A 25,838-nucleotide genomic window follows, 5' to 3' on the forward strand; every position below is an offset into this window, starting at 1 on the left:
ACAGGAGGTCACGGGGATACCGTGCGCCGCAGCCTTCACCCCAGGGGGTACACATGTCCGAACCGTCCCGTCGTTCCCTGCTCGGCACCGCCGGGGCCCTCGGCCTCGGCACCGCCCTCGGCGGGGTCCCGTTGCCGGCCCTCGCCGCCGAGGGGTCCGCGCGGACCCCCGCCTTCGATACGGATTCCGCGCGCGCCGCGCTCAACAGACTCCTGCCGCGTCACGCGGAGCAGTTCCGCCTCCGGCTCCGTCCCGCCGAGGGGCGTACGGACCGCTTCCGGGTCACCGGGGCCACCGGCCGGATCGAGGTGTCCGGCACGACACCCGCGGTGCTGCTCACCGGCGTCCACTGGTACCTGAAGTACGTGTGCGGCGCCCACCTCACCTGGAACGGCAGCCAGCTGGACCTGCCGCGCAGACTGCCCGCCCCCGCCCGGCCCCTGGAGCGGTCCACCTCGCTCCCCCACCGGTTCGCCCTGAACGACACCAACGACGGGTACACCGCGCCGTACGCCGACTGGGCGTACTGGGAGCGGATGATCGACGTACTCGCCCTGCACGGCTGCAACGAAGTCCTGGTCGTGGCGGGCGCCGAGGCCGCCTACCACCGGCTCCTGAAGGAGTTCGGCTACTCCGACGCCGAGGCCAGGGCCTGGCTGCCCGCGCCCTCGCACCAGCCGTGGTGGCTGCTCCAGAACCTCGCCGGATACGGCGGCCCGCTCTCCCAGCGGCTCATCGACGACCGCGCCGAGCTGGGCCGCAGGATCACCGGCCGGCTGCGCGCGCTCGGCATCGCGCCCGTCCTGCCCGGCTACTACGGGCACGTGCCCGACGGCTTCGTCGAGCGCAACGGCGGGGACGCGCGCGTCGTGCCGCAGGGCGTCTGGCACGGCTTCAAGCGGCCGGACTGGCTCGATCCGCGCACCGACGCCTTCGCCCGCGTCGCCGCCTCCTTCTACCGGCATCAGAAGGACCTCTTCGGCGCCTGCGACCTCTTCAAGATGGACCTGCTGCACGAGGGCGGCACCGCCGGCGACGTGCCCGTGCCCGACGCGGCCCGAGGCGTCGAAAGAGCCCTGCGCCGCGCGAGACCGGGGGCCGTCTGGGTGATTCTCGGGTGGGAATCCAACCCGCTGCCCGAGCTGCTCGACGCCGTCGACAAGAAGCGGATGCTCATCGTCGACGGCGTCTCGGACCGGTACGCGAGCGTCACCGACCGCGAGCGGGACTGGGGCGGCACGCCCTACGCCTTCGGCACCATCCCCAACTTCGGCGGACGCACCACGATCGGCGCCCGCACCCACCTGTGGACCGAGAAGTTCTTCGCCTGGCGCGACAAGCCGGACAGCGCGCTGGTGGGCACCGCCTTCATGCCGGAGGCCGCCGACCGCGACCCCGCCGCCTTCGAGCTCTTCTCCGAACTGGCCTGGACGAAGGAGCCCCTCGACCGGGCCGCGTGGTTCTCCTCGTACGCCGACTTCCGCTACGGCGCGCGCGACCGCGAGGCGCGGAACGCCTGGCGGGCCCTGCACGACACCGCCTACCAGCACACCGCCGTGGAGCGCAGCGACCCCCACGACTCCCTCTTCGCCGCCCGCCCCGACCTCGCGGCGAACCGTGCCGCCGAGTACGCGCCGCGCGCCCTGACCTACGACCCGGGCCGCTTCGACGCCGCGCTCGCCGGGCTGCTCGGGGTGGCGGGTCCGCTGCGCGGGAGCGCCGCCTACCGGTACGACCTGGTGGACGTCGCCCGGCAGGCCCTCGCGCACCGCAGCCGCCAGCTCCTGCCGCAGCTGCGGGCCGCCTACCGGCGCAAGGACCAGGACAGCTTCCGGGAGCTGTCGACGCTGTGGCTGCGGCTGATGCGGCTCTGCGACGAGGTGACGGGGACCGACCCGGCGTTCCTGCTCGGGCCCTGGGTGGAGGCGGCCCGGCGCATGGGCACGACCGACGCCGAGCGCGCCGAGTTCGAGCGGACCGCGAAGGTGCTGATCACCACCTGGGGCGAGCGCGCCACGGCCGACGGCGGCAGGCTCCACGACTACGGCAACCGCGAGTGGCACGGGCTGATGAGCGGCTTCTACGTGCCGCGCTGGCAGAAGTGGCTCGACGAGGTGGCGGACGCGCTGGCCGCGGGGCGCGCGCCGCGGCCGGTCGACTGGTACGCCTTCGAGGAGCCCTGGACGCGGGAGCGCGCGGACCACCCGCAGCGGCCCGTCGGCGACGCCCACCGCACCGCCTCGCGGGTCCGCTCCGTCCTCGCGCGGGCGCCCTACCAGGGGTCGGTGACCGTCACCGCCGAGCCGCCCGTCATGGCGCCCGGCGGCCACGCGCGCGTGGCCGCCGTCTTCCGCAACGTCAACGGGCTGCGCGCCACCGGCCGCGTCGACTTCGCGTTGACCGGGGTCGACGCGGAGCCGACCGGTCCGGTGTCCCTGCCGAGGGTCGCGCCCGCGGGGACCGGCAAGGTCACGTGGCGGGTGGACGCGCCGGACACGCCCGTGGACCGGCCGCTGCGCCCGCTGCCGTACGAGATCGCCGTGCGGTACGGCCCGGCGGGCGAGCGGCGGGTGCGCCACGTCCACGAGGGGACCCTGTTCGAGGCCGCTCCGGTGGGCGAGGGCTGGCGGACGTACACCAACAGCGCCGCCGTCTTCGGCGAGCTGGAGGGACGGTACGCGATCAACGGAGGCGGCGCCGATCTGTGGAGAGGCACCACCGAGTTCGGCACGCTGTACCGGCAGGGAGCGCTGCGCGACGGGGTCTCGGTGACGGTGCGGGTCGACGCGCAGGCGGTCACGGGCCCCTGGGCCAGGGCGGGCCTCATCACCCGCACCGCGCTGGCCGCCCCGGGGGCGAAGGGGTTCGTGAACCTCGCCGTCACCCCGGCCAACGGAGTCGTGCTGTCGTACGACACCAACGGCGACGGCACGCTGGACACCTACCAGCGGATCACGGGGGTGCGGGCGCCGGTGCTGCTGCGGCTCACGCGCGCGGGGAGCTCCTTCACCGGCGCCTGTTCGACGGACGGCGGGGCCACCTGGCGGACCGTCGCGACCGTGACCGTGCCGGGTGCGGCCGCCGCGCAGGACGTGGGGATGTTCATGAGCGCCACCGACGGTGGCGCCGGGGAGCGCGGGACCGTGGAGTTCAGCGGGTGGGCGGTGACGACGTAAATCACCCGTCGTACGTGCGTACTTGTGTGCGAGGGTGCGGGCATGGACGACGACTGGGAGAGGCGGGTCGACGAGGCCTGGGCCTCGTACGACACCTACGGCGAGGACCGGGACGCGGAGTTCCGCGCGCTGATCGACGCCCTGGCGGCGGAGTTGCCCGAGGGCGACCCCGCCGGCCTCTTCGAGCGGGCCTGCGCCTTCGACTCCACGGGCCGCTCCGACCGGGCCGTGCCGCTCTACCAGGAGGCACTGGAGCGCGGCCTGAGCGGCTACCGCAAGCGGCGCGCGCTGATCCAACTCGCCAGCTCGCTGCGGAACGTCGGCCGGGCCGAGGAGGGCGTCGCGCTCCTGGAACCCGAACTGGACGGTCCGACAGACGAGTTGGACGACGCCGTCCGTGCCGTCCTGGCCCTGCGCCTGGCCTCCCTCGGCCGCGAGCGCGAGGGCCTCGCCCTCGTGCTCGGCGCGCTCGCGCCCCATCTGCCGCGCTACCAGCGGTCGATGGCCAACTACGCCCGCGCGCTCGTGGAGCCCGGCCCGGCATGAGCCGGGCCGCCGGCCCGGCACGGAAGGACCACCGGTCCGTGCGGAGGTGACCAACCGACGATTCGCTCGTTTTGCTGAACGTGTCGTCGAATGTGCAGTCCAAGCAGCCGCAGTCCGCGAGCGCCAGCGGTCCCGCTCCCGTCGTCGACGTGGAGCAGGCCGAGGCCGCCCTCGTCGAGCACTACCCCCGCCTCGTCCGGCTCGCCTACCTGGTGCTGCCGCCGAGCCTCGGCCGCAACCGGCGGGTCCTGACCGCCCACGCCCTCACCCAGCGGGCCCTGCCGCGCGGCCGCACCTCGGGCGCGGCGGTCACCATCCCCACCCAGCAGGGCGCCACGGGCGGCGGCCATCAGCGGGACCCCGGATACGCCTACGTACGCCTTCAGGTGGTACGCGGCGCGCTCGACGCCGGGCTGCCCCTGACGTGGCGGTCCTGGCCCCGCCGCGCCCAGCTGCCCCCGCTGCTGCCGCAGGTCAGGGGGTTGCGGCTCTTCCCGCGGTCCGGGGGCGCCGATGAACTCGCCCTGGACCAGCGCCTCGCCAAGCTGTCGGGCGCCGCCCGCGCCGCCTACGTCCTGCGCGGCCTGGAGGGACTGGACGACTCCGGGGTGCGTACGGTCCTCGCGGCCGCCGGGTGCGACGACCCGGACGACGCGCTCGACGAGGCGGACTCCATCGAGGCGCGGTACGCCCTGCTGGCCTCCCCCGAGTTCGACCCCTGCTCCCTGCACGCGAGGCCGACCGACCTGATGCGGCGCAGGCAGCACCTGAAGGCGGCCGGGGTCGCGGCCCTCGCCACGCTGGTGTGCGGGGCGCTGCTCGGCCTGCCGGGCGACGGCTGGGGACCCGACGGCGCCGCCGCACCCCCGTACGCCCAGAACCCCGCTGCCCAAGCCGCCCTCGACCCGGGCAAGTTGACGGTCGCGGCCGCCGGGGCGTGGCGGCGGTCCGCGCGCACCGACTTCTCCGTGTGGCCCGCGCGCGGCGGCCTCGTCGACGACAAGGCGCTTCTGCGCCGCGCCCTCGCGGTCTGGGCGCGGCCCGGCGAGTCCGTCCAGGTCTCGGCCACCCCGGGCACGCCCTCCGGGGCGCCTCCCGGCCCGGCCCAGCTGCTGTACGCCGGGGAGGTCGACGCCGCGCGCGTGGTGCTGCTCTACGACGGGCTGCGCGTCGTGCGCTATGCCGAGCCCAAGGAGGGCACGAGCGGCGCCGCCCTCGACTTCGCCCGCGTGGACGGCGCGAGCGGCCCCGAGGCGAGCGCCCTCGTCGTCAACCGCGCGGACGGCAACGTCCGTTACCTGACGGCCCCCTGGGTGCGGTCCACCGCCGTGCGTGACCTGCTGAAGCCCGCCGGGCAGGCCCTCGCCCTGCGGCGCGACGCGGACGGCGTCACCGAGCCCTTCGCCGGCCCCGCGCAGGACGGCCGGTGCACGTCGTGGAACGCGCTGCGGATGCGCGACCACTCCGGTGCCGTGCGGATGGCGACCGACCTCGGTGAGCTGACCCCCGCCCGGCTGACCGCGGGCCGCCCGGAGGCGCCGCGCGAGGCCGCGCCCGCCGACTGGGCCAAGTCCGCGTGCTCCCTCGCCTCGGTGCGCTCGCACGGCGTGCGGTCCGTCAACTCCTGGGCGTACGCCCGGCAGACGCTCCCCGAGTCGGGCACCGCCGCCCAGTGGGTGTGCACCCGGGCCGAGACCTGGCGCGGGTCCGGCAGCCGGAGCCTCGCCCAGTTCCAGACGGCCGACGGGCCCGCGGGCGCCGTCGCGGCCAAGGCCGAGGACTCCCCGGCGTGCGGGCCCCGCGAGCCCCGGGTCCTCGCGGGCGTCCGGTGGAAGTCGCCGGGCGGCACCTGGTACCTCCTGGGCGCGGGCAGCAAGGACATCGCGTCGCTGGCCTCGTCCGGCGGCGACCAGGCGCAGGGCAACGTCCTCGCGGCCAGGACGGAGCGCACCGCCCGCGTCCGGCTGACCGGCGCCCTGGCGGACGGCACGAAGGTGTCGACCCTGCGGTGAGCGGCACGAAGGCGCCGAGGCCGCGGTGAGCGGCGGCCGGTGAACTTCCGGCCGCCGGCCTCTGTACCGCCCGCCTACCCGTCAGTACATTGACGGCATGTCTAATACGCACAGCCGGGTGCCCGAGCCCGTCGCGTCCGAGCACATACCGCTCAAGGCACGCAACGTCTCCTTCTCCTGGGAGGACACCCCGCTCCACTGGCTGCCGGACGACCCGTTCACCACGCACACCATCAACGTCCTGCACCTGCTGCTGCCCGCCGGTGAGCGCTGGTTCGTGCACGTGTACAAGCAGGTCCTGCCCCATATCCGGGACGAGCGGCTACGCGAGGACGTCATCGGGTTCATCGGCCAGGAGGCGATGCACGCGCAGGCCCACGACGAGGTCCTGCCGCACCTCAGGGCGCGGGGTCTCGATCCGACGCCGTACACCGCGCAGGTCGACTGGCTCTTCGAGAAGCTGCTCGGCGACCGGACGCTGCCGCCGGGCAGGGCACGCCACTGGTGGCTGATGGAGCGCGTCGCGATGATCGCGGCCATCGAGCACTACACCGCCTTCCTCGGCGACTGGGTGCTCAACGCGACGGAGCTGGACCGCAGGGGCGCCGACCCGACCATGCTGGACCTGCTGCGCTGGCACGGCGCCGAGGAGGTCGAGCACCGGTCGGTGGCCTTCGACCTCTTCCTGCACGTCGACGGCGGCTACCGGCGCCGCGTGCGGACCTGGGCGACCGCCTTCACCGCGCTGGTCTTCCTCTGGCAGCGCGGGGCGCGGTTCTTCATGGAGAACGACCCGACGCTCACCGACGGCAGGGCGAGCTTCAAGGACTTCCACCGCAGCGGGCGCGCGGGCACCCTGCCGACGACCGGCGCCATGCTCCGCTCCATCCCCCGCTACCTGAGCCGGAGTTACCACCCCTCCCAGGAAGGCAGCACGGCACAGGCGGTGGCCTACCTCGCCTCCTCGCCGGCCGCCACCGCCGCCGAGAGGGCAGCGGCCGGGCGGGAGGGCGTCTGACATGGCCCGCCTTGCCACCCTCGCCCTCGCCACCGGGGCGGCCGTCCTCGCCAGGCGGGCCCTGCGCCGCCGCATCGCGGCCTCGCCGCTGTGGCCGCTGCCCGCCCTGGAGGAGCCGGTGTCCGGACGGCCACGCCCCCGCCCGCTGCGGCTGCGGGTCGCCCGGCACGAACGCGTGGCCGAGGGTGTCGTCCGACTCCGCCTCGTGGGCGCCGGCCTGCCGCCGTGGCAGCCGGGCGCCCACCTCGACCTCGTACTCCCCTCGGGGCTCGTGCGGCAGTACTCGCTCTGCGGCGACCCCGGGGACTCCTCCGCGTACACCGTCGCGACGCGGCTGATCGGTGCCGAGCAGGGCGGCCGGGGCGGTTCGCGCGAGGTGCACGAGGGGCTGCGGGAGGGCGACGAGGTCACGGTACGGGGGCCGCGCAACCGCTTCCCCCTGACCGACGCGCCCTCGTACGTCTTCGTCGCCGGGGGCATCGGGATCACGCCGATCCTGCCGATGCTGCGGGCCGTTCAGGCCTCGGGGAAGCCGTGGCGGCTGCTCTACGGCGGGCGGTCGCGGGCCTCGATGCCGTTCCTCGAAGAGGTCGGCAGGCTCGGCGGGGCGCGGCCGGAGCGGGTCACCGTCGTCGCGCGGGACGAGGACGGGCCGCCGGACACGGCCGCCTTCCTGAGCGGGACGCCCGAGGGTACCGCCGTCTACGTATGCGGGCCCGAGGCCCTGATGGACGCGGTCGGCGCCGCGCTGCCCGCGGGGTGCTCGCTGCACCTGGAGCGGTTCGCGCCACGCGCGTCGTCCGGTGGCGACGCGCCCTTCGAGGTCGAACTGCGGCGCAGCGACCGCACGGTGGCGGTCGCCGCGGACGGCACGGTGCTCGCCGCGGTCCGCGCGGAGCTGCCGGACACGGCGTACTCCTGCGAGCAGGGTTTCTGCGGGACCTGTCGGCAGCGGGTCCTGGAAGGGGAGGTCGACCACCGGGACGAGCTGCTCACCGACGCCGAGCGGGCCGGTTCGATGCTCATCTGCGTCTCGCGGGCGCGCGGTGAGCGGCTCGTGCTCGATCTGTGAAGTGCCGGGCGGAGCCGGGCCGTCCGGAGGCTGGTTCCGCTCGGTAAGGTGTTCGTATGACTACCGGGGTGCGCCGCAGGATGGGTGTCGAGGAGCGGCGGCAGCAGCTGATCGGGGTCGCGCTCGAGCTGTTCAGCCACCGCTCGCCCGACGACGTCTCCATCGACGAGATAGCAGCGGCCGCGGGCATCTCGCGCCCGCTGGTCTACCACTACTTCCCCGGCAAACTCAGCCTGTACGAGGCGGCGTTGCGCCGGGCGGCCGAGGAGCTGGCCGAGCGGTTCGTGGAGCCGCGCGAGGGTCCGCTCGGGGCGCGGCTGCTGCGCGTCATGGGCCGCTTCCTCTCCTTCGTCGACGACCACGGTCCGGGTTTCTCCGCGCTGATGCGGGGCGGTCCGGCGGTCTCCGCGGGCGGCGGCTGCGCGGTGGGGACGGCGCCGACGACGAACGCGCTGATCGACTCGGTGCGCCAGGCCGCGTACGACCAGATCCTCGCGCACCTCGGCGTCACCGAGCCGCCCGCCCGGCTCGAACTCGTCGTGCGGTCCTGGATCTCGCTGGCCGAGACGACGGCACTGCTCTGGCTGGACGGGCGGCGTGTGCCGCGCGCGGAACTGGAGCTGCAACTCGTCCACGACTTCGCGGCGTTGACCGCGGTGAGCGCCGCCTACGACGAGGAGATGGCGGCGCTGCTGCGCGCCGTCCTGGCCGACGAGCCGGCCGACGGCCCGTTCGCCGAGCTGATCGGCCGGCTCGTCGCGCTGGCGCCGTAGGAGACCGGTGCGAGACCTGACCTTCCGCAGTGCGGACACGGCCGACACGGCCACCCTCGTCGGCCTCTACGACGGTGCGGCCCGCTGGATGCTGGAGCGCGGCATCGACCAGTGGAAGCCGGGCGGCAAGGACGCGCGGCACTTCCGGCGGCTGATCACCTCCGGGGCGCAGGAGGTGTGGCTGGCCGAGGAGGGGGCCGAGGCCGTCGGGGCGTACGAGCTGTGGTGGGACGACGAGGCGGCCTGGGGGGTGCGGGCTCCGGTGGCGGGCTATGTGCACCGGCTGATGGTGCGGCGCGGGGCGCGGCCCGGGACGGGCCGGGCGCTGCTGGCGCGGGCGGAGCGGCGGATCGCCGAGGCGGGGCGCGAGCTGTCCCGGCTGGACTGCGTCTCGGCCAACCCCCGGCTTCGTACGTACTACGAGGGGGCCGGGTACGCGGTGGTCGGTGAGCTGCCGGGGAAGGTGGCCGCCGACGGGAGCACGTACGGCGTGACGCTGATGGAGAAGCGGTTGTTCTAGCGGGTGCCGGTCAGGCGCAGGGCGAGGAGCGCGATGTCGTCGTCCCGGTCGTGGCCGAAGCAGGCGAGCAGGGTGTCGCAGAGGTCGGCGACGCCGAGCGGCGCGTCGGCGGCGACGGTGCGCAGGTGCTGCATGGAGACCGCGAGGTCGGTGCCGCGGGTCTCGATGAGGCCGTCGGTGACCATGAGGAGCCGGTCGGTGGGGCTCAGGACCGTCTCGGTGGGCGCCGGCCGGTCCAGGCCGAGGCCGAGGAGGGGCCCGCAGGCCGGCAGGTATGTGGCGGTGCCGGTGTCGCTGACGACGAGCGGCGGGATGTGCCCGGCGTTGGCGACGCGGGTGCGTCCGGTGGCGGGGTCGACGAGGGCCAGGCAGAGGGTGGCGGTCACGTCGGGGTGGTAGCGCTGGAGCATGTTGTCGAGGCGGTGGGCCAGTTGCCGGGGGTCGGATTCCTCGACGCAGTAGGCGCGCAGGGCGTGCCGGATCTCGACCATCACGGTGGCGGCGTCCAGGGAGTGGCCGACGACGTCGCCGATGGCGGTGAGGACGCCGCCCGAGGTGGGCAGCGCGGCGTAGAAGTCGCCGCCGATCTCCGTGTCGCTGGAGGCGGGTTCGTAGCGCACGACGACTTCGGTGCCGGGGACCTGGGGCACGTGGGTGGGCAGGAAGCTGCGCTGGAGCGTGAGCGCGATGTGGCGTTCCATCTCGTACATGAGCAGTCGCTCCGCGGCGAGCGCGGTGGCGTGGGCGAGCCGCCCCACGAGACGCCCGGTCTCGGGGGGATGCCGGGCGTACGTGGGGGTGGCCAGGCACACGGGGGCGCTGCCCTCGCGGCTGCGGGCCAGGGCGAGCCGGGCGCCGTCGGGCGGGCCGGTGCCGCCGACCGGCTCGGCCGGGAAGAAGCCGGGCGGCCACAGCGGGGCGGGCGCGACGGTGCTGCGCACGCCGACGTGGCCGGACATGACGCGCAGGATGAGGCGGGCCACCGCTTCGTGCGCGCCGTCGTCGGGCAGTGAGGTGGTGGCCCGGCGCCGGGACAGGCCCCGGTGCATCGCGCCGTCGTCGGCGAGGATGAACGCGGCGGCGGGGCTCTTGGTGAGGCGGTCGGTGCCCGCGGCGGCGGCGTCGGCCAGTTCGCGCGGGCAGCGGGCCGACTGGACGTCGAGGATGGTCTCGGCGAGCCGGGTGAGGTGCCCGGCCTCGGCTTCGGCGTCGCTGCGGTGGCGGGCGCCGCGGGCGGCGGCGCGGACGACGGCCTGGATCTCCGCCGGTTCGGCGGGCACGGTGAGGTAGGCCTCGCCGCCCGCGTCGAGGCCCAGGCAGCGGTCGGCGGGGGCGACGCGGGCCGCCGAGAAGTGCACGACGGGCAGGGCGGCGGTGCGCGGAGCCTCCTTGAGGCGGCGGCAGAGTTCGAAACCGCTCATGTCGGGCAGGCCGACGTCGACGAGCGCCACGTCGGGCAGGGCGCCCGCGCGGTGGAGGGCGTCGAGTTCGGCGAGGGCCTCCTGTGCGCTGGCGGCGAGGATGACGCGGTGGCCGTCCCGGCGCAGGACCGCGCCCAGCGCGTATCGACTGGCGGCGACGTCGTCGACCACCAGAATCGTGGTGTCTGCCTTGCCGTTGCTGCTCAAGCGGGGCCCCTTTGGGGCAGGTCGGTGGGGCGGGCCCCCTTCGGGCCCGCCCGACCAAGCTAACGCCCTACGGCGCGCTCCGGGAGTAGACGGCGACGGTCCTACCGGGAACGGTGAAGATCCCCGAACCCTTCTCGTAAAAAGCGGACTTGACGGTAGAATCTGCGCCCTTCGCCTGGACGGGATGCAGTGCGTAGGCCGTTCCGGCGAGCGACCCGATCCGCTGCTGCCGCGTCTGCGGGGTGGCGTTGAAGATCACCACGATGCCGTCGCCGCCATCGCTGCCGCCGGCGCGCAGGGTGATGACGCCGGGTGTCTCCTCGGGCCCCGAGAGGGGGAAGGAGACCGTGCGCTGCACGTCAGCGGCGGTGCCCCGGCCGAAGGCGGGCTCGCTCGCGCGAATCCTCAGCAGGTCCCGGTAGGCGGCCGAGGCCGCCTCGATCTCCGCGCAGCCGACCCGGACGGACGTCAGCAGCGGCTTGGCGTAAGGCCACTTGGGCTTGTTGTCGGCGGCCGGTGGCAGGCCCCGTCCGAAGCCGTTGCCGTCGCGGCAGTCCCAGTGCAGGGCGTTGAACCAGTCGCCGCTGTCGTAGGAGTTGCGGTCCAGGGACTTGGAGCGCAGCCGGTCGGTGCCCGCCTGGGAGAGCGCGGGGCCCTGGGAGAGCGCGGCGGTCGCCATGGCGAGGACCTGCATGCGGGCGCGGTCCGCGGGCGTGGCCGTCGTGGGCAGTTTGAAGGCGAGGGAGTCGAAGAGGGTCTCGTTGTCGTGGGCGTCGGCGTAGGCGAGGGCGTCGCCGGGCGCCGCCGCGTATCCGGCCGGGGCGCCGTTGTAGTCGACCTCGGAGCCCTTGACCCGTCGGCCCGCGGAGTCGGTGAAGGTGTAGTCGGCGAGGTTGCCGGTGAGGCCCACCTTGATCAGGTCCTGGTAGTGCAGCAGCCGGGCCTTCTGCTCGGCGGGGGTGCCGTTGGCCTTCGAGGAGTTGGGGTCGGTGTAGAGGCCGCTGGCGAAGCCCTGGACGCCGGGGTCGTCGTCGAAGGGGCCGCCGCCGCGCACCGCGTCGCGGGCGCGGTCGGAGAAGGTGGCGATGCCGGTGCCCGCCATGTTCCTCTGCGTGGCCTGGACGAAGCGGGCGTCGTCGGCGATCTCGCCGAAGTTCCAGCCCTCGCCGTAGAGGATGATCCGCTTGCCGTCGACGCCGTCCTTGGCGGGGGTGAGCGCGTCGAGGGCCTTGCGGACGGCGAGGATGTTGGCCTTGGGGTGGTGGCCCATGAGGTCGAAGCGGAAGCCGTCGACCTTGTACTGCCGGGCCCAGGTGACCAGGGAGTCGACGACGAGCTTGCCCATCATGGCGTTCTCGGGCGCGGTGTTCGCGCAGCAGGTGGAGGTGGCGACGGCGCCGTCGGCGAGCAGGCGATGGTAGTAGCCGGGCACGATCTTGTCGAGCACGGACTTGGGGTCCTGGCCGCTCGCCGCCGTGTGGTTGTAGACCACGTCCATGACGACGCGCAGCCCGTCGTCGTTGAGCGCCTTGACCATCTGGCGGAACTCGCGGGTGCGGCGGGTCCCTTCGGGGTCGGTGGCGTACGACCCTTCGGGCACCGTGTAGTGGAAGGGGTCGTAGCCCCAGTTGTACGCGTCGTCGGCGGCGACGGCGGCCACGCACTCCTGCTGCTTCTCGGAGTCGGCGGGATAGGCGGTGAGGTCGCAGCCGGGGGTCTTCTGGTCGGCCTCGCGCTCGGGGATGGTCGCGATGTCGAAGGCGGGCAGGAGATGCACGTACGACGTGCCGGCCGCGGCCAGTTTCCGCAGGTGCCGTGTGCCCTTGCTGCGGGCGTCGGTGAAGGCGAGGTACGTGCCGCGGTGGCGGGCCTTCGCGGTGCGGTCGGTGGCGGAGAAGTCCCGGATGTGCAGTTCCTGGATCTGCGCGTTCCGCAGGGGTACGGCCTTCGGCTTCTTCAGGTTCCGCCAGCCCTTGGGGGCGAGGGTCTTGGCGTCGAGGTCGACGGCGAGGCTGCGGGTGGAGTCGGCGGTCAGGGCGAGCGAGTAGGGGTCGGTGACCTTGTTGGTGACGACCGCGCGGGCGCTCGGGGAGAAGACCTTGACGGCGTAGCGGTAGGGCTTGCCGGTCCAGCGCTCGGGTCCGGTGGCGGACCAGACGCCGCTCGCGTCGTCGCGCCGCATCCGCACGCGCTCGCCGTCGAGTTCGAGGGCGACGGACCGGGCGGTGGGGGCCCATACGGAGAGGGTGACCCCGCCCTCGCGGAAGACCGGGCCGAGCGTGGCCCTGGTGGCGCGGGCGGCGTACAGGTCGTCGAGGACGCCGTGGATCTGGACGCCGGTGGCGGTGGTGAGGGTGCCGTCGGGCTGCTGCCGGGTGAGGACCACCTGGCCGGTGAGGTCCTCGGCGGTGTGGGCGCGGTCCTTGGGGGCGACTTCGTAGGCGGCGTACGCGGACAGGTGCGGGAATCTGGCGCGCTGGGCGGCGGAGAGACCGCCGGGGATCTTGCGGAGGACCGACTTCCGGCCGGTTCCGGTGAGTTCGCCGTCCCGCACGGCGAGTTCTCCTTCGGGGTCGGCGACGAGCGTGGCGGTGGCCGCCGGGTCGCCGTCCTCCGGGACGGCGACGGTGGAGTGGTCGATCCACTGGGCGGTCGACTTGGTCAGGTCGAGGGGGGCGGTGTCGGGGGGCGGTGCCGCCCCGGCCGGTATCGCGGCGAGGAGGGCCGCGGCGAGTGCGAGGACGGTGCCGGTGACCGCCGCGGTGCGGTGCCTGTGCTGGGCCATGACGGGGGAACGTACCGGGAGCGTGGCCTTGCAGCAAGAGTTTGCAGGGCGGGGCGGTGCGGGGGGGGTCGGCACCCTGCGGTGCGGCGACGTCTGCGGGGTGCCCGTGGGTGGCGGGTGCGGGTTGCCCTGGGCTGGGCACGCAGTTCCCCGCGCCCCTGGGCGGGGCCGTTCGCCACGCTCCGTTGCATCGCACCCCCGCCTGCGGCGCGCATGCGTCTGCCGGGTGCCCGTGGTTGGCGGGTGCGGGTTGCCCTGGGCTGGGCACGCAGTTCCCCGCGCCCCTGGGCGGGGCCGTTCGCCACGCTCCGTTGCATCGCACCCCCGCCTGCGGCGCGCATGCGTCTGCCGGGTGCCCGTGGTTGGCGGGTGCGGGTTGCCCTGGGCTGGGCACGCAGTTCCCCGCGCCCCTGACGGGGGCGGTGTGCCATGCCCGGTCGCAACCCCACCGGAGGTAGAAAGTGGGTTGCAAGGGCTTCCGCAAAAGCTTGCAAGGCTGTTAACTTCCTGCCAGCCCGGCAGCCGTCGATGGGACGGACGGTACAGCGGGTCCATCCCTCAGGAGTTCACCATGCGACGTGGCATATCGATCGCCGCCGCGGTCTGCGCCCTTGCGCTCACCGCCTCCGCCTGCGGCAGCGATGACGAAGGCTCGACCGGCAAGGCGAAGGACGCCAAGGACATCTCCGGCTCCCTCACCTACTGGGACACCTCGGACGCCACGACCGAGGCGCCGGTCTACAAGAAGCTGATCGCCGAGTTCGAGGACAAGTACCCGAAGATCGACGTCAACTACGAGAACATCGAGTTCGCGTCGATCGAGCAGAAGTTCAAGTCCGCGGCGAAGACCGGCAAGGGCGCCCCCGACGTGATGCGCGCCGACGTCGGCCTGATCCCCGAGTACGCCTCGCTGCACTACATCGCCCCGCTGGACGGCACCCTCGCCCTCAAGGGCGGCACGGACGACTTCACCGAGGGCCCGCTGAACACCACGAAGTACCAGGGCAAGACGTACGGCGTCCCGTCGGTCACCGACACCCTCGCGATCCTCTACAACAAGAAGCTCTTCAAGAAGGCCGGCATCGCGAAGCCGCCCACCACCTGGGACGAGTTCATCGCGACGTCGAAGACCATCAAGAAGAAGACCGGCGTCGAGGGCACCTACCTCAACCCCGACTCCTACTTCCTGCTCCCCTTCCTCTACGGCGAGGGCACCGACCTCGCCGACCCGAAGGCGAAGAAGATCACGATCAACTCGCCGGAGGCCGTCAAGGCCGTCACCACGGCGAAGAAGGTCTACGACCAGGCCTCCGCCAAGGTCGACTTCGCCAACGCCTACGACAACATGCAGACCTCGTTCAAGAACGGCGAGGTCGCCATGGTCATCCAGGGCCCCTGGTCGGTCACCGACGACCTGTCGGGCACGGCCTTCAAGGGGAACGAGGACAACCTCGGCTTCGCCCCGGTCCCGGCCGGCTCCACCGGCAAGCCGCAGGCCCCCACCGGCGGCCACGACCTCACCGTCTACCAGGGCTCGAAGAACCTGGACGCCGCCTACCTCTTCACGCAGTTCATGACCTCCTCCAAGAGCCAGCAGAAGATCGCCGCCGAGACCGCGACGCTGCCGACCCGCGAGTCCGCGTACACCCCCGAGGTCACCAAGGACGCCCGCATCAAGGGCTTCCACCCGATCATGAAGACCGCGCGGCCGCGCGTGGCGCTCCCCCAGGTCGGCAGCCTCTTCACGCCGCTGGTGCAGCAGTACACGAAGATCCTCCAGGGTGACGTCTCCGTGAAGTCCGGCCTCGACGCGGCCGCCGAGGACTTCAAGAAGCTGCTCCCCGGCTACACCATCGGCAGCTAGGGCAGGCAGAGTTGATCACCGCGCTTCGCCACTCCTGGCAGAAGTACTGGTACGCGTGGGCGATGGTGGCTCCGGTCGTCATCGTCCTCGCGGTGCTGGTCCTGTATCCGCTGGGCTACGGCTTCTACCTCTCGCTCACCAACGCCAACGAGGCGAACGTGGCGCGGGACATCGGGGCCTTCCACGCCCCGGCGACGTACAAGATGGTCGGGCTCGACAACTACTGGTCGATCCTCTCGGGCGCGGACGGCGACTTCTATCCGCGCCTGACCTGGACGATCGTCTGGACCATCTCCTGCGTCGCCCTGCACATCGCGATCGGCATGGGCCTCGCGCTCCTGCTCAACCGCAAGATGCGCGCCAAGCTCCTCTACCGCGCCCTGCTGATCCTGCCGTGGGCGGTCCCCGCCTTCGTCGGCGTCTTCGCCTGGCGGCTGATGCTCAACTCGCAGTACGGCGTCTTCAACGAGATGATCACGGCCGTCGGTCTGCCCGCCCAGAACTGGCTGGCCACGCCGCTCGCCCAGAAGACCGCCGTCATCATGGTGAACGTCTGGATCGGCGTGCCCTTCAACATGGTGGCGCTCCTCGGCGGCCTCCAGTCCATCCCCAAGGAGCTGTACGAGGCCTCGGAGATGGACGGCGCCTCCCCCTGGCAGCGCTTCGTGAACGTCACGCTGCCGGGCCTGCGCCCGGTCACCAACACCGTGGTGCTGCTCGGCTGCATCTGGACGTTCAACATGTTCGCGGTGATCTACCTGCTGCTCGGCCAGAACACCACCGGCGAGGCGGACATCCTCGTGACCTTCGCCTTCCGCAAGGCGTTCACCGGAGTGTCCGACTACTCCGGCGCCGCCACCTACGGAATCGTGATCCTCGCCCTCCTCCTCGCCTTCTCGACCTTCTACCGCCGCCGCCAGCTCAAGACCGAGCAGGCCTGAGGGGGCCCGTCACCATGACCTCAGCAACCACCCACTCCCCGGCTCCCACCGGGGCCCTCGCCAGGACCGCGGACGGGCCGCGCGCGAAGAAGGTCCGCGGCCGCGAGGAGCGCTCGCCGCTCGCCTCCGTCGCGCTGCACGGCACGCTGATCGTGGCGAGCCTGATCGCCGCCTTCCCCGTCGTGTGGATCTTCTTCATCTCGCTCGGCCCGAAGACGGCCTGGCAGAGCCCCGGCGAGGTGCTCGGCAACCTGAGCCTGGACAACTACGCCAAGGTCCTCACCGACACCGACTTCCCGCAGTGGTTCGGCGCCTCGGTGATCGTCGCGGGCGGCACCACCCTGCTCGGCGTGTTCCTCGCGGCGACCGCGGGCTACGCGGTGTCCCGGATGCGGTTCCCCGGCCACCGGCAGCTGATGTGGTCCTTCCTGGTCACCCAGATGTTCCCGATGGCCGTCCTGATCGTGCCGCTCTACGAACTCCTGGCCCGCTTCGACCTGATCGACAACTACCTGGGGCTCATCCTCACGTACGCGACGACCGCGGTCCCCTTCTGCGCCTGGATGATGAAGGGCTACTTCGACACCATCCCGCACGAGATCGACGAGGCGGGACGCGTCGACGGCCTCACCCCCTTCGGCACCTTCTGGCGGCTCATCGTGCCGCTCGCCAAGCCGGGCCTCGCGGTGACGGCGTTCTACAGCTTCCTCACGGCGTGGGGCGAAGTGGCGTACGCCTCCCAGTTCATGGGCGCCGACCATTACACCCTTGCTGTCGGAATCCGTACCTTCGCCACCGAATCCCGGGCAGACTGGGCCATGATGACTGCCGCCTCGGTGATCATCCTGGTTCCGGCGACGCTCGTCTTCCTTCTGGTCCAGCGCAACCTGGTGTCGGGCCTGACGGCCGGCGGCACCAAGTCCTGACCCGCTACGCCACCGTCAACTCCCGCACTCCTAAGGGACTTCATGACCCAGCACGTCACCGCCGCGCCCGCCCACACCGACTCCGTGCCGAGCCGGGAGTGGTGGCGCGACGCGGTCATCTACCAGGTCTACCCCCGCAGCTTCGCCGACGGCGACGGCGACGGCATGGGCGACCTGCCCGGCATCCGGGCGCGCCTGCCGCACCTGCGCGACCTGGGTGTGGACGCCGTCTGGCTCTCCCCCTTCTACGCCTCGCCGCAGGCCGACGCCGGCTACGACGTGGCGGACTACCGCGCGGTCGACCCCATGTTCGGCACCCTCACCGACGCCGACGACCTCGTACGCGAAGCGCACTCGCTGGGCCTGCGCGTCATCGTCGACCTGGTGCCCAACCACTGCTCCGACCAGCACGAGTGGTTCAAGCAGGCGCTGCGCGAGGGCCCGGGATCGCCGCTGCGCGACCGCTTCCACTTCCGTCCGGGCAAGGGCGACGACGGGGAACTGCCGCCCAACGACTGGGAGTCCATCTTCGGCGGCCCGGCGTGGACGCGCGTCGAGGACGGCTCCTGGTACCTCCACCTCTTCGCGCCCGAGCAGCCCGACTTCAACTGGGACCACCCGGCCGTCAAGGACGAGTTCCGCTCCATCCTGCGCTTCTGGCTCGACCTCGGCATCGACGGCTTCCGCATCGACGTCGCGCACGGCCTGGTCAAGGCGGCGGGCCTGCCGGACATCGGCCACGAGGAGCAGGTCAAGCTGCTCGGCAGCCAGGCCGTGCCGTACTTCGACCAGGACGGCGTGCACGAGATCTACCGCGACTGGCGCAAGATCCTCGACGAGTACACGCGCGAGGACGGCACCGAGCGCATCGCCGTCGCCGAGGCGTGGACGCCGACCGTCGAGCGCAGCGCCCTGTACCTGCGCCCCGACGAGCTGCACCAGGCGTTCAACTTCGAGTACCTGACGACCGAGTGGGACGCCGAGGCGCTGCGCGCCGTCATCGACCGCTCCCTGGCCGCGATGAACTCCGTGGACGCGCCCGCCACCTGGGTGCTCTCCAACCACGACGTCGTACGCCACTCCACGCGCTTCGCCGACGGCGACGAGGCCCGCGGCCTGCGCCGGGCCCGGGCGGCGACGCTGCTGATGCTGGCGCTGCCCGGCTCCGCGTACATCTACCAGGGCGAGGAACTGGGCCTGCCCGAGGTCACCGATCTGCCGGACGAGGTGCGCCAGGACCCGGCGTTCTTCCGCTCCACCGGGCAGGACGGCACGCGGGACGGCTGCCGGGTGCCGCTGCCGTGGTCCGGTGAGCGCGCGCCGTTCGGCTTCGGTCCGGTGGAGGGCGGCCCGAGCTGGCTGCCGCAGCCCGCGTCGTGGCGGGAGCTGACGGTGGCGGCGCAGACCGGCGACCCGACGTCGACGCTGGAGTTCTACCGCTCCGCGCTCGCCGTGCGCCGCGAACACCCGGCGCTGGGCGCGGGCCGCGGCGTCGAGTGGCTGGACGCCCCCGAGGGCGTGCTGTCCTTCCGCCGCACCTGCGCCGGGTCGGTGTTCGTCTGCACGGTGAACCTCACCGGCTCCCCCGTCACGCTGCCCACCCCCGGCACCCTGCTCCTCGCCAGCGCGGACGTGACGCCGGGCGCCGACGAGACCGTGGTGCCGGCCGATGCAACGGTCTGGTGGGCAGCCTGAGATGCGACCGGTACAGTCCAATCCTGTGACCGCACGGCTAGCCGACATCGCAGCCCAGGCGGGGGTCAGCGAAGCGACAGTAAGCCGCGTGCTCAACGGCAAGCCGGGCGTCGCGGCGGCCACCCGTCAGTCCGTGCTCGCCGCACTCGACGTACTGGGCTACGAACGCCCGGTGCGGCTGCGGCAGCGCAGCGCGGGCCTGGTCGGGCTGATCACGCCGGAGCTGGAGAACCCCATATTCCCCGCGCTCGCCCAGGTCATCGGGCAGGCCCTTACCCGGCAGGGGTACACGCCGGTCCTCGCCACCCAGACGCCCGGCGGCTCCACCGAGGACGAGCTGACCGAGATGCTGGTCGACCGCGGGGTGGCGGGCATCATCTTCGTCTCGGGGCTGCACGCGGACACCTCCGCCGACATGCAGCGCTATGAGCAGCTGCGGGCGCAGGGCGTGCCGTTCGTCCTGGTGGACGGTTTCTCGCCCAAGGTGCAGGCGCCGTTCATCTCGCCGGACGACCGCGCGGCGATGCGCCTGGCGGTCACGCACCTGGTCTCCCTCGGCCATACCCGCGTAGGACTGGCGCTGGGTCCCAAGCGGTTCGTGCCGGTCCAGCGGAAGATCGAGGGTTTCGTCCGCACGATGCAGGACCAGCTGCACCTGACACCGGAGGAGATCGAGGCCGATCTCATCCAGCACTCCCTCTACACCCTGGAGGGCGGCCAGGCGGCGGCCGCGGCGCTGATGGACCGCGGCTGCACGGCCATCGCGTGCGCCAGCGACATGATGGCGCTCGGCGCGATACGGGCGGCCCGCCAGCGCGGCCTGGAGGTGCCGGACGACGTCTCGGTGGTCGGCTTCGACGACTCGCCGCTGATCGCGTTCACCGATCCACCGCTGACCACGGTGCGCAAGCCGGTGCCGGCGATGGGGCAGGCGGCGGTGCGTACACTCCTGGAGGAGATCGGCGGGACCCCCGCCCCGCACAGCGAGTTCGTCTTCATGCCGGAGCTGGTGGTTCGCGGTTCAACCGCTTCCGCGCCCAGGCGCCCCTAGGGGCCCTGGGGGCCGTGGCCTGGTACTTCCGACGGAGAGAATGCGGTCCGGACCCGACCAGGGGATGATCGGTCGGAGGACGGGGATCTGGCAGACTCTGTGCCTATGGGTGAGACGACCGTGACAACACTTGAGGGCCGGCAGGCGCCCACCGCTTCACCCATCGCGGGCGAGGAGGACGACCGCAATGGGCGGAACCTCCTGCGCCGCCTGCGGACCCCGCGCCGTCCCCGGCTGTGGTTCGAGATCCTGCTGATCGCGGTGAGTTACTGGACGTACTCCCTGATCCGCAACGCCGTCCCGGAACAGAAGGCGCAGGCGCTGCGCAACGCCGACTGGATCTGGCGCGTCGAGCAGGACCTCGGGATAGCCGTCGAGCGGGGCGTCAACCACGCCGTGGACTCGGTGACCTGGCTCATCGTCGGCATGAACTATTACTACGCGACGCTGCATTTCGTGGTGACGCTCGGCGTCCTGGTGTGGCTGTTCCGCTGCCATCCCGGGCGGTACGCGGCCACGCGGCTGGTCCTCTTCGCGACGACGGCGGTGGCCCTGGTCGGCTACTACCTGTACCCCCTGGCGCCGCCCCGCCTGATGAACGGCACCACCTTCATCGACACGGTCCTGGTCCACCACACCTGGGGCTCCATGGCCTCCGGTGACCTGAAGAACATGTCGAACCAGTACGCGGCGATGCCGTCGATGCACATCGGCTGGTCCCTGTGGTGCGGCCTGACGATCTTCGCCCTCGCCTCGGTGCCGTGGGCCAAGGTGCTGGGCCTGCTCTACCCCGCGACGACGCTCGTGGTGATCGTGGCCACGGCCAACCACTTCTGGCTGGACGCGGTGGGCGGCCTGCTCTGCCTGGCCTTCGGCCTCACGGTCACCCGCCTCTGGTACGGCGCACTGCCGCACGGGCTGCCGCGTGACGTGGACACGCTGCCGCTCAAGGTGTAGCGCCCCGAAGGAGCGCGGGGAACTGCGCGAGCAACCACACCCCAGCCGCACCCGCCGACACACAGCACCCGGCAGACGCCCAGGCGGAGGCCCATCGCGTACGGCGCACAGGTCGAGCCCGCGCCGCTACGCCCCGTAGAACCTCTCCTCCACCACCGCCCGCGCCCGCCTCGTGATCCTCCGGTAGTCGTCCAGCATGTCGCCGACGTGACCCGCGTCGTAGCCCAAGTACCGGCCCACGGCGGCCAGCTCCCGCCCCCCGGAGGGAAACGTGTCGCCCGCCCTGCCGCGTACCAGCATCACCGCGTTGCGTACGCGGGTCGCGAGGACCCAGGCCTCGTCCAGGGTCGCCGCGTCCTGGGCCGGAATGAGGCCCGCGGCGCAGGCGGCGGCCAGGGCCTCGCGGGTGCGGGTCGTGCGCAGGCCGGGTTCGGCCCAGCCGTGGCGCAACTGGAGGAGCTGGACGGTCCACTCGACGTCGGAGAGGCCGCCGCGCCCCAGCTTGGTGTGGAGCGTCGGATCGGCGCCGCGCGGCATCCGCTCCGCCTCCATGCGGGCCTTCAGGCGGCGGATCTCGCGGACCGCGTCCTCGCCGAGGCCCTCCGCGGGGTAGCGCAGCGGGGAGATCAGGTCGATGAAGGCGCGGCCCAGCTCCTCGTCGCCCGCGACCGGTTCGGCGCGCAGCAGCGCCTGGGACTCCCATACGAGGGACCAGCGGCGGTAGTAGGCCTCGTACGAGCCCAGCGTGCGCACCAGCGGGCCGCTCCTGCCCTCCGGGCGCAGGTCTGCGTCGATCGCCAACGGCGGGTCGGAGGAGGGCAGTTGCAGCAGGCGCCGCATCTCCGCGACCACCTTCGCCGCCGCCTTCGCCGCCTCCTGCTCGTCGGCGCCCTCGCGCGGCTCGTGCACGAACAGGACGTCCGCGTCCGAGCCGTAGGCCAGTTCGTGGCCGCCGAAGCGGCCCATGCCGATGACCGCGAACCGGGTCGGCAGCGTGTCGCCCCAGCCCTCGCGGACGACCGCACGCAGGGTGCCCGCGATCGTGGCGGCGGTGAGGTCGGAGATCGCGTCGCCCACCCGGTCCACCAGCGCGCCCGGGTCGGCCTCGGCGGGGCTCTCCTCCGTCCCGTACGAACCGATGATGTCCCCCGCGGCGGTGCGGAACAGCTCGCGGCGGCGCACCCCGCGCGCCGCCGTCACGGCCTGCTCGGCGCCGTCGGCGCGGCGCACCGCCGCCAGGATCTCCTGCTCCAGGTGGGCACGGCCGCGCGGCACGAGACCGCGCTCGTCGCCGAGGAGGGCGACCGCCTCGGGGGCGCGCAGGAGCAGGTCGGGGGCGAGGCGGCCGGCGGAGAGGACGCGGGCGAGGTTCTCCGCCGCGGCCCCCTCGTCGCGCAGCAGCCGCAGGTACCAGGGGGTCTTACCGAGGGCGTCGGAGACCTGGCGGAAGTTGAGCAGGCCCGCGTCGGGGTCGGCGGAGTCCGCGAACCAGCCGAGGAGGACGGGCAGCAGCGTGCGCTGGATGGCGGCCTTGCGGGAGACGCCCGAGGCGAGCGCCTCCAGGTGGCGCAGGGCGCCGCTCGGGTCCGCGTAGCCGAGCGCGACGAGCCGCTCGCGGGCCGCCTCCGTGCTCAGCCTCGCCTCGCCGGGGGCGAGTTGGGCGACCGCGTCGAGCAGCGGGCGGTAGAACAGCTTCTCGTGCAGGCGGCGCACGACGGAGGTGTGCCGCTTCCACGCGCGGTGCAGCTCGGTGATCGGCTCCGTGCGCATCCCCAGGGAGCGGCCGATGCGCCGCAGGTCCGCGTCGTCCTCGGGCACCAGGTGCGTGCGGCGCAGCTTGTACAGCTGGATGCGGTGCTCCAGGGAGCGCAGGAAGCGGTACGCGTCGTCCAGCTGGGCGGCGTCCACCCGGCCGACGTAGCCGCCCGCGCCGAGCGCGTCCAGGGCGGCGAGCGTGGACCCGCTGCGGATCGACGCGTCGCTGCGCCCGTGCACCAACTGGAGCATCTGTACGGCGAATTCGACGTCCCGCAGCCCGCCGGGCCCGAGCTTCAGCTCCCGCTCCACCTCTCCCGCCGGGATGTTCTCGACGACCCTGCGGCGCATCTTCTGCACGTCCGCCACGAAGTTCTCGCGCTCGGCGGCGTGCCAGACCAGCGGCGCGAGCGTGGCGACGTACTCCTCGCCGAGCGCCAGGTCGCCCGCGACGGGGCGGGCCTTGAGCAGCGCCTGGAACTCCCATGTCTTCGCCCAGCGCTGGTAGTAGGCGAGGTGGCTGGAGAGGGTCCGCACCAGCGGGCCGTTCCTACCCTCGGGGCGGAGGTTGGCGTCGACGGGCCAGATGGTGCCCTCGACGTTCGTCTCGGAGCAGATCCGCATCATGTGCGAGGCGAGCCGGGTCGCGGCGCGCAGCGCCTTGCCCTCGTCGGCGCCCGCCACGCTTGCCCCGCCTTCAGCGGGCTCGGCGACGAAGATGACGTCGACGTCGGAGACGTAGTTCAGCTCGTGGCCGCCGCACTTGCCCATCGCGATGACCGCGATCCTGCACTGCGCGGCGTCACCGGGAGCCGCCGCGCAGGCCATGGCGAGCGCCGCGCGCAGCGTCGCCGTCGCGAGGTCCGCCAGCTCGGCCGCCGCCTCGGCGACATCGGTGGTGCCGCACACGTCACGGGCCGCGATGGCCAGCAGGCAGCGGCGGTAGGCGACGCGCAGCGAGACGGGGTCGGTGGCCTCGGCGAGGCCGCGCTCGAAGTCCGCGACGCCGGGGTGCAGGTCGGCCGATTCGTACGTGGCCAGCGCCCGCCAGTCGCGGGGGTGGCGGGCGAGGTGGTCGGCGAGGGCCTCGGAGGCGCCCATCACCCCGAGCAGGCGGTCGCGCAGGGGCTTGGCGGTGACGAGGGTGTCGAGCAGTTCGCGCCGCCCGGCCTCGTCCTCCTGCGCCTCCACGAGCCGGACGAGGCCGAGCAGCGCCAGGTCGGGGTCGGCGGTGGCGCCCAGGGCGTCCAGGAGCAGCGGGTCGGAACGGACGGCGGTCAGCTCCGGGGCGTCCAGAAGCCGCTCCGCCGCGGACGGGTCGGTGAAACCGTGCCGCAGCAGCCGCGTGAACGTACTGCTTCTGCGGCCTTGCGGCAGCGTCATGGTCTCGCGCCTCCGTTCGATCACTCCTGGGCCCGAGCCTACGGCCTCTCCGCCGCGTTCCGCCCCGTGGGCCCGCCGCGCCTGATGTACTGCCGGGCATGGAATACACACTCGAAGTGATCCCGCTGCCGGTGAGCGACATCGACCGGTCGAGAGACTTCTACCGCGACAAGCTCGGCTTCCACGTCGACATCGACGCCGAGGTGATGCCGGGCCTGCGCATCGTCCAGCTGACGCCGCCCGGTTCGGGCTGTTCCATCGCCCTCTCCGACACCCTCTGGGACACGATGGACGGCCCGGCGCCCGCCGCGGGTTCCTACCAGGGGCTCCAGCTGTGTGTGGCCGACGCGAAGGCGGCGCACGCGGAGCTGACCGCGCGCGGCCTTGACGTCTCCGAGCCGGTGCAGCACGCGCCGCAGGACGGCGGCACGTTCATGTACTTCAAGGACCCGGACGGCAACGGCTGGGCGATCCAGGAGTACCGGGTGCGCGCGACCACGCCGCTGCGGGAGGCGATCGTCGACGCCTCGTAGCGCGCGAGAGCCAGGGAAGAGCCGCGGGCGCGTCTGCTCACTGATCCGGCAGACGCGCCCGCGGCGTTTTCGTGCTTGCGTGGTCGGCTCGCGCCGCTCCCCGAGGCTCTACGAGGCTCCCGTGCGCTGCTTCCAGGACCCCGCGAGAGCGGCGTGAGGGTAGGGGTGGAACCGGGGGTGGGTCGCGGGACCGCCACCGGGGGCGGCGGACGCGTTGTTGTCGCGGACGCTTCGACGGCTGCGCGCCGACGCCTCGTGCACACGCGCCAGCCGGTTCGCCTGGCGCTCCACCTCCTGACGGCGCCGGGCACGCTCCCAGGCGGCGCACCACCGCCGCACCTCGACGCCGTCGGTCACCTCGCACACCCGCAGGAAGGCCATGAGCTGTGCGAGGCCGAGCACGGACTTGCCCGCCAGCATCCGCAGCACCGTGCTGTGCGGCAGCTCCCCGTGGCGGCCGGCCCGGCGTTCCATCTCGTCGACGGGCATCGCGCCCGCCTTGTGGTAGAGCTTCCGCAACTCCTGGGCCAGCCCCTCACGGTCGTACACCCGGTCCGGCTCGGGCACACCGGCCCCGGGGTTCCTCCGCCGGTGCTCGGCGTAGCGAGCGGCCTGCCACAGCCGCCGCGCCTCGCCGACCGGGGCTCCGCAGGCGCGGGCGTACGCCTCCACGACCGGCAGGCGGGGAATGCGGTACCCGCTCGCGGCGCGGGAGAAGGTGGTGGCGGAGAAGGCGTGCCCGGACGTCTCCGCCATCTCCCGGTGGCTCAGGCCCGCCGCCCGGCGTTGCCTGCGCAGCCACTCCGCGAGCCGCTCCAGGTCCGGGTCGCAGGCGGGAATCGAGCGCTCTGGGCGTGCCATGGCCGGCCCGGGTCACCGCGCTTCGGCCGTGACCGGAGCGCGTCGCGCCAGGTGGGCGCCGATCAGGCCGCATGTCGCCAGGACCTCCGCCACCACGATGACGGGCATTCCGGTGACGGCCAGCGCGACGCCCAGGACCAGGACCACGACGACGATGACGGTCTGCTTGCCGTCCAGCCGGACGGAGGGCTCGGGCGCGATGCACGCCGGACGCCGGTGTGAGTGCATGGGGTACCTCTGGATCTCGAAGGGCCGGGTGTCCACCCGGCTCAGCCACGGACTGTTGCCCGACGGGGCGCCGACGAACGAGCGCCCGTCGGCGACTCGGCAACATGGTGGCAC

General features: G+C 73.0%; 19 protein-coding genes. 14 read left to right on the forward strand and 5 right to left on the reverse strand.

Going from position 1 to position 25,838, the window contains the following annotated elements:
* Positions 1-53 precede the first annotated feature (53 nt).
* The 7 genes from J2N69_RS09605 to J2N69_RS09635 all read left to right on the forward strand — a co-directional run bounded on the left by J2N69_RS09605 (position 54) and on the right by J2N69_RS09635 (position 9,117).
* Complete coding sequence (locus J2N69_RS09605) at positions 54-3,176, forward strand: alpha-N-acetylglucosaminidase (protein ID WP_230900350.1); 3,123 nt, start codon at positions 54-56, stop codon at positions 3,174-3,176.
* A 42-nt stretch (positions 3,177-3,218) separates the two neighbouring features.
* Positions 3,219-3,722 (forward strand): tetratricopeptide repeat protein, encoded by a 504-nt coding sequence (locus J2N69_RS09610; protein WP_230900351.1) that lies wholly within the window; start codon positions 3,219-3,221, stop codon positions 3,720-3,722.
* Between the two features lie 71 nt (positions 3,723-3,793).
* Complete coding sequence (locus J2N69_RS09615; protein WP_408056692.1) at positions 3,794-5,734, forward strand: hypothetical protein; 1,941 nt, start codon at positions 3,794-3,796, stop codon at positions 5,732-5,734.
* A 97-nt stretch (positions 5,735-5,831) separates the two neighbouring features.
* Entirely contained in the window at positions 5,832-6,752 is a 921-nt protein-coding gene (locus J2N69_RS09620) for a metal-dependent hydrolase (protein WP_230900353.1), read from the forward strand.
* A 1-nt stretch (position 6,753) separates the two neighbouring features.
* On the forward strand, positions 6,754-7,824 hold the full coding sequence (locus J2N69_RS09625; protein ID WP_230900354.1) for a PDR/VanB family oxidoreductase: 1,071 nt from the start codon (positions 6,754-6,756) through the stop codon (positions 7,822-7,824).
* A gap of 56 nt (positions 7,825-7,880) precedes the next feature.
* Positions 7,881-8,597 (forward strand): TetR/AcrR family transcriptional regulator, encoded by a 717-nt coding sequence (locus tag J2N69_RS09630; RefSeq protein ID WP_230900355.1) that lies wholly within the window; start codon positions 7,881-7,883, stop codon positions 8,595-8,597.
* Between the two features lie 7 nt (positions 8,598-8,604).
* Positions 8,605-9,117, forward strand: a complete 513-nt coding sequence (locus tag J2N69_RS09635) for a GNAT family N-acetyltransferase (RefSeq protein ID WP_230900356.1) — start codon at positions 8,605-8,607, stop codon at positions 9,115-9,117.
* On the opposite strand, the gene J2N69_RS09640 is transcribed toward J2N69_RS09635, so the two are convergent.
* On the reverse strand, positions 9,114-10,745 hold the full coding sequence (locus J2N69_RS09640) for a fused response regulator/phosphatase (protein WP_230900357.1): 1,632 nt from the start codon (positions 10,743-10,745) through the stop codon (positions 9,114-9,116). The two genes, J2N69_RS09635 and J2N69_RS09640, sit on opposite strands and share 4 nt — an antisense overlap.
* A gap of 67 nt (positions 10,746-10,812) precedes the next feature.
* Entirely contained in the window at positions 10,813-13,530 is a 2,718-nt protein-coding gene (gene pulA, locus J2N69_RS09645; protein ID WP_330166806.1) for a pullulanase-type alpha-1,6-glucosidase, read from the reverse strand.
* Positions 13,531-14,101: 571 nt separating this feature from the next.
* Between pulA and J2N69_RS09650 the strand changes: the two genes are divergently transcribed.
* The 6 genes from J2N69_RS09650 to J2N69_RS09675 all read left to right on the forward strand — a co-directional run bounded on the left by J2N69_RS09650 (position 14,102) and on the right by J2N69_RS09675 (position 20,964).
* Positions 14,102-15,394, forward strand: a complete 1,293-nt coding sequence (locus J2N69_RS09650; RefSeq protein WP_230900358.1) for an extracellular solute-binding protein — start codon at positions 14,102-14,104, stop codon at positions 15,392-15,394.
* Positions 15,395-15,456: 62 nt separating this feature from the next.
* Complete coding sequence (locus J2N69_RS09655) at positions 15,457-16,335, forward strand: carbohydrate ABC transporter permease (RefSeq protein WP_230904653.1); 879 nt, start codon at positions 15,457-15,459, stop codon at positions 16,333-16,335.
* Positions 16,336-16,349: 14 nt separating this feature from the next.
* Positions 16,350-17,261 carry a sugar ABC transporter permease gene (locus J2N69_RS09660; RefSeq protein WP_230900359.1) on the forward strand — a complete coding sequence of 304 codons (912 nt, stop codon included), beginning with the start codon at positions 16,350-16,352 and terminating at the stop codon, positions 17,259-17,261.
* Positions 17,262-17,303: 42 nt separating this feature from the next.
* Positions 17,304-18,956, forward strand: a complete 1,653-nt coding sequence (locus J2N69_RS09665) for a glycoside hydrolase family 13 protein (protein WP_230900360.1) — start codon at positions 17,304-17,306, stop codon at positions 18,954-18,956.
* A gap of 25 nt (positions 18,957-18,981) precedes the next feature.
* Positions 18,982-20,007: a LacI family DNA-binding transcriptional regulator gene (locus tag J2N69_RS09670; RefSeq protein WP_269075601.1), complete on the forward strand. Its 1,026-nt coding sequence runs from the start codon at positions 18,982-18,984 to the stop codon at positions 20,005-20,007.
* Positions 20,008-20,112: 105 nt separating this feature from the next.
* Positions 20,113-20,964 (forward strand): phosphatase PAP2 family protein, encoded by an 852-nt coding sequence (locus tag J2N69_RS09675; RefSeq protein ID WP_230900362.1) that lies wholly within the window; start codon positions 20,113-20,115, stop codon positions 20,962-20,964.
* A 126-nt stretch (positions 20,965-21,090) separates the two neighbouring features.
* Here J2N69_RS09675 and J2N69_RS09680 read toward each other — a convergent pair whose 3' ends face one another.
* Positions 21,091-24,102 (reverse strand): bifunctional [glutamine synthetase] adenylyltransferase/[glutamine synthetase]-adenylyl-L-tyrosine phosphorylase, encoded by a 3,012-nt coding sequence (locus J2N69_RS09680; RefSeq protein WP_230900363.1) that lies wholly within the window; start codon positions 24,100-24,102, stop codon positions 21,091-21,093.
* A gap of 98 nt (positions 24,103-24,200) precedes the next feature.
* Between J2N69_RS09680 and J2N69_RS09685 the strand changes: the two genes are divergently transcribed.
* Positions 24,201-24,635 carry a VOC family protein gene (locus tag J2N69_RS09685; RefSeq protein ID WP_230900364.1) on the forward strand — a complete coding sequence of 145 codons (435 nt, stop codon included), beginning with the start codon at positions 24,201-24,203 and terminating at the stop codon, positions 24,633-24,635.
* Between the two features lie 108 nt (positions 24,636-24,743).
* On the opposite strand, the gene J2N69_RS09690 is transcribed toward J2N69_RS09685, so the two are convergent.
* Both J2N69_RS09690 and J2N69_RS09695 read right to left on the reverse strand, forming a co-directional pair.
* Positions 24,744-25,496, reverse strand: coding sequence for a helix-turn-helix domain-containing protein (locus J2N69_RS09690; protein WP_230900365.1), 753 nt, complete (start codon positions 25,494-25,496; stop codon positions 24,744-24,746).
* Between the two features lie 12 nt (positions 25,497-25,508).
* Positions 25,509-25,724: a hypothetical protein gene (locus tag J2N69_RS09695; protein WP_230900366.1), complete on the reverse strand. Its 216-nt coding sequence runs from the start codon at positions 25,722-25,724 to the stop codon at positions 25,509-25,511.
* Positions 25,725-25,838 lie beyond the last annotated feature (114 nt).

This window comes from Streptomyces huasconensis, assembly GCF_021028635.1.
Taxonomy (GTDB): domain Bacteria; phylum Actinomycetota; class Actinomycetes; order Streptomycetales; family Streptomycetaceae; genus Streptomyces; species Streptomyces huasconensis.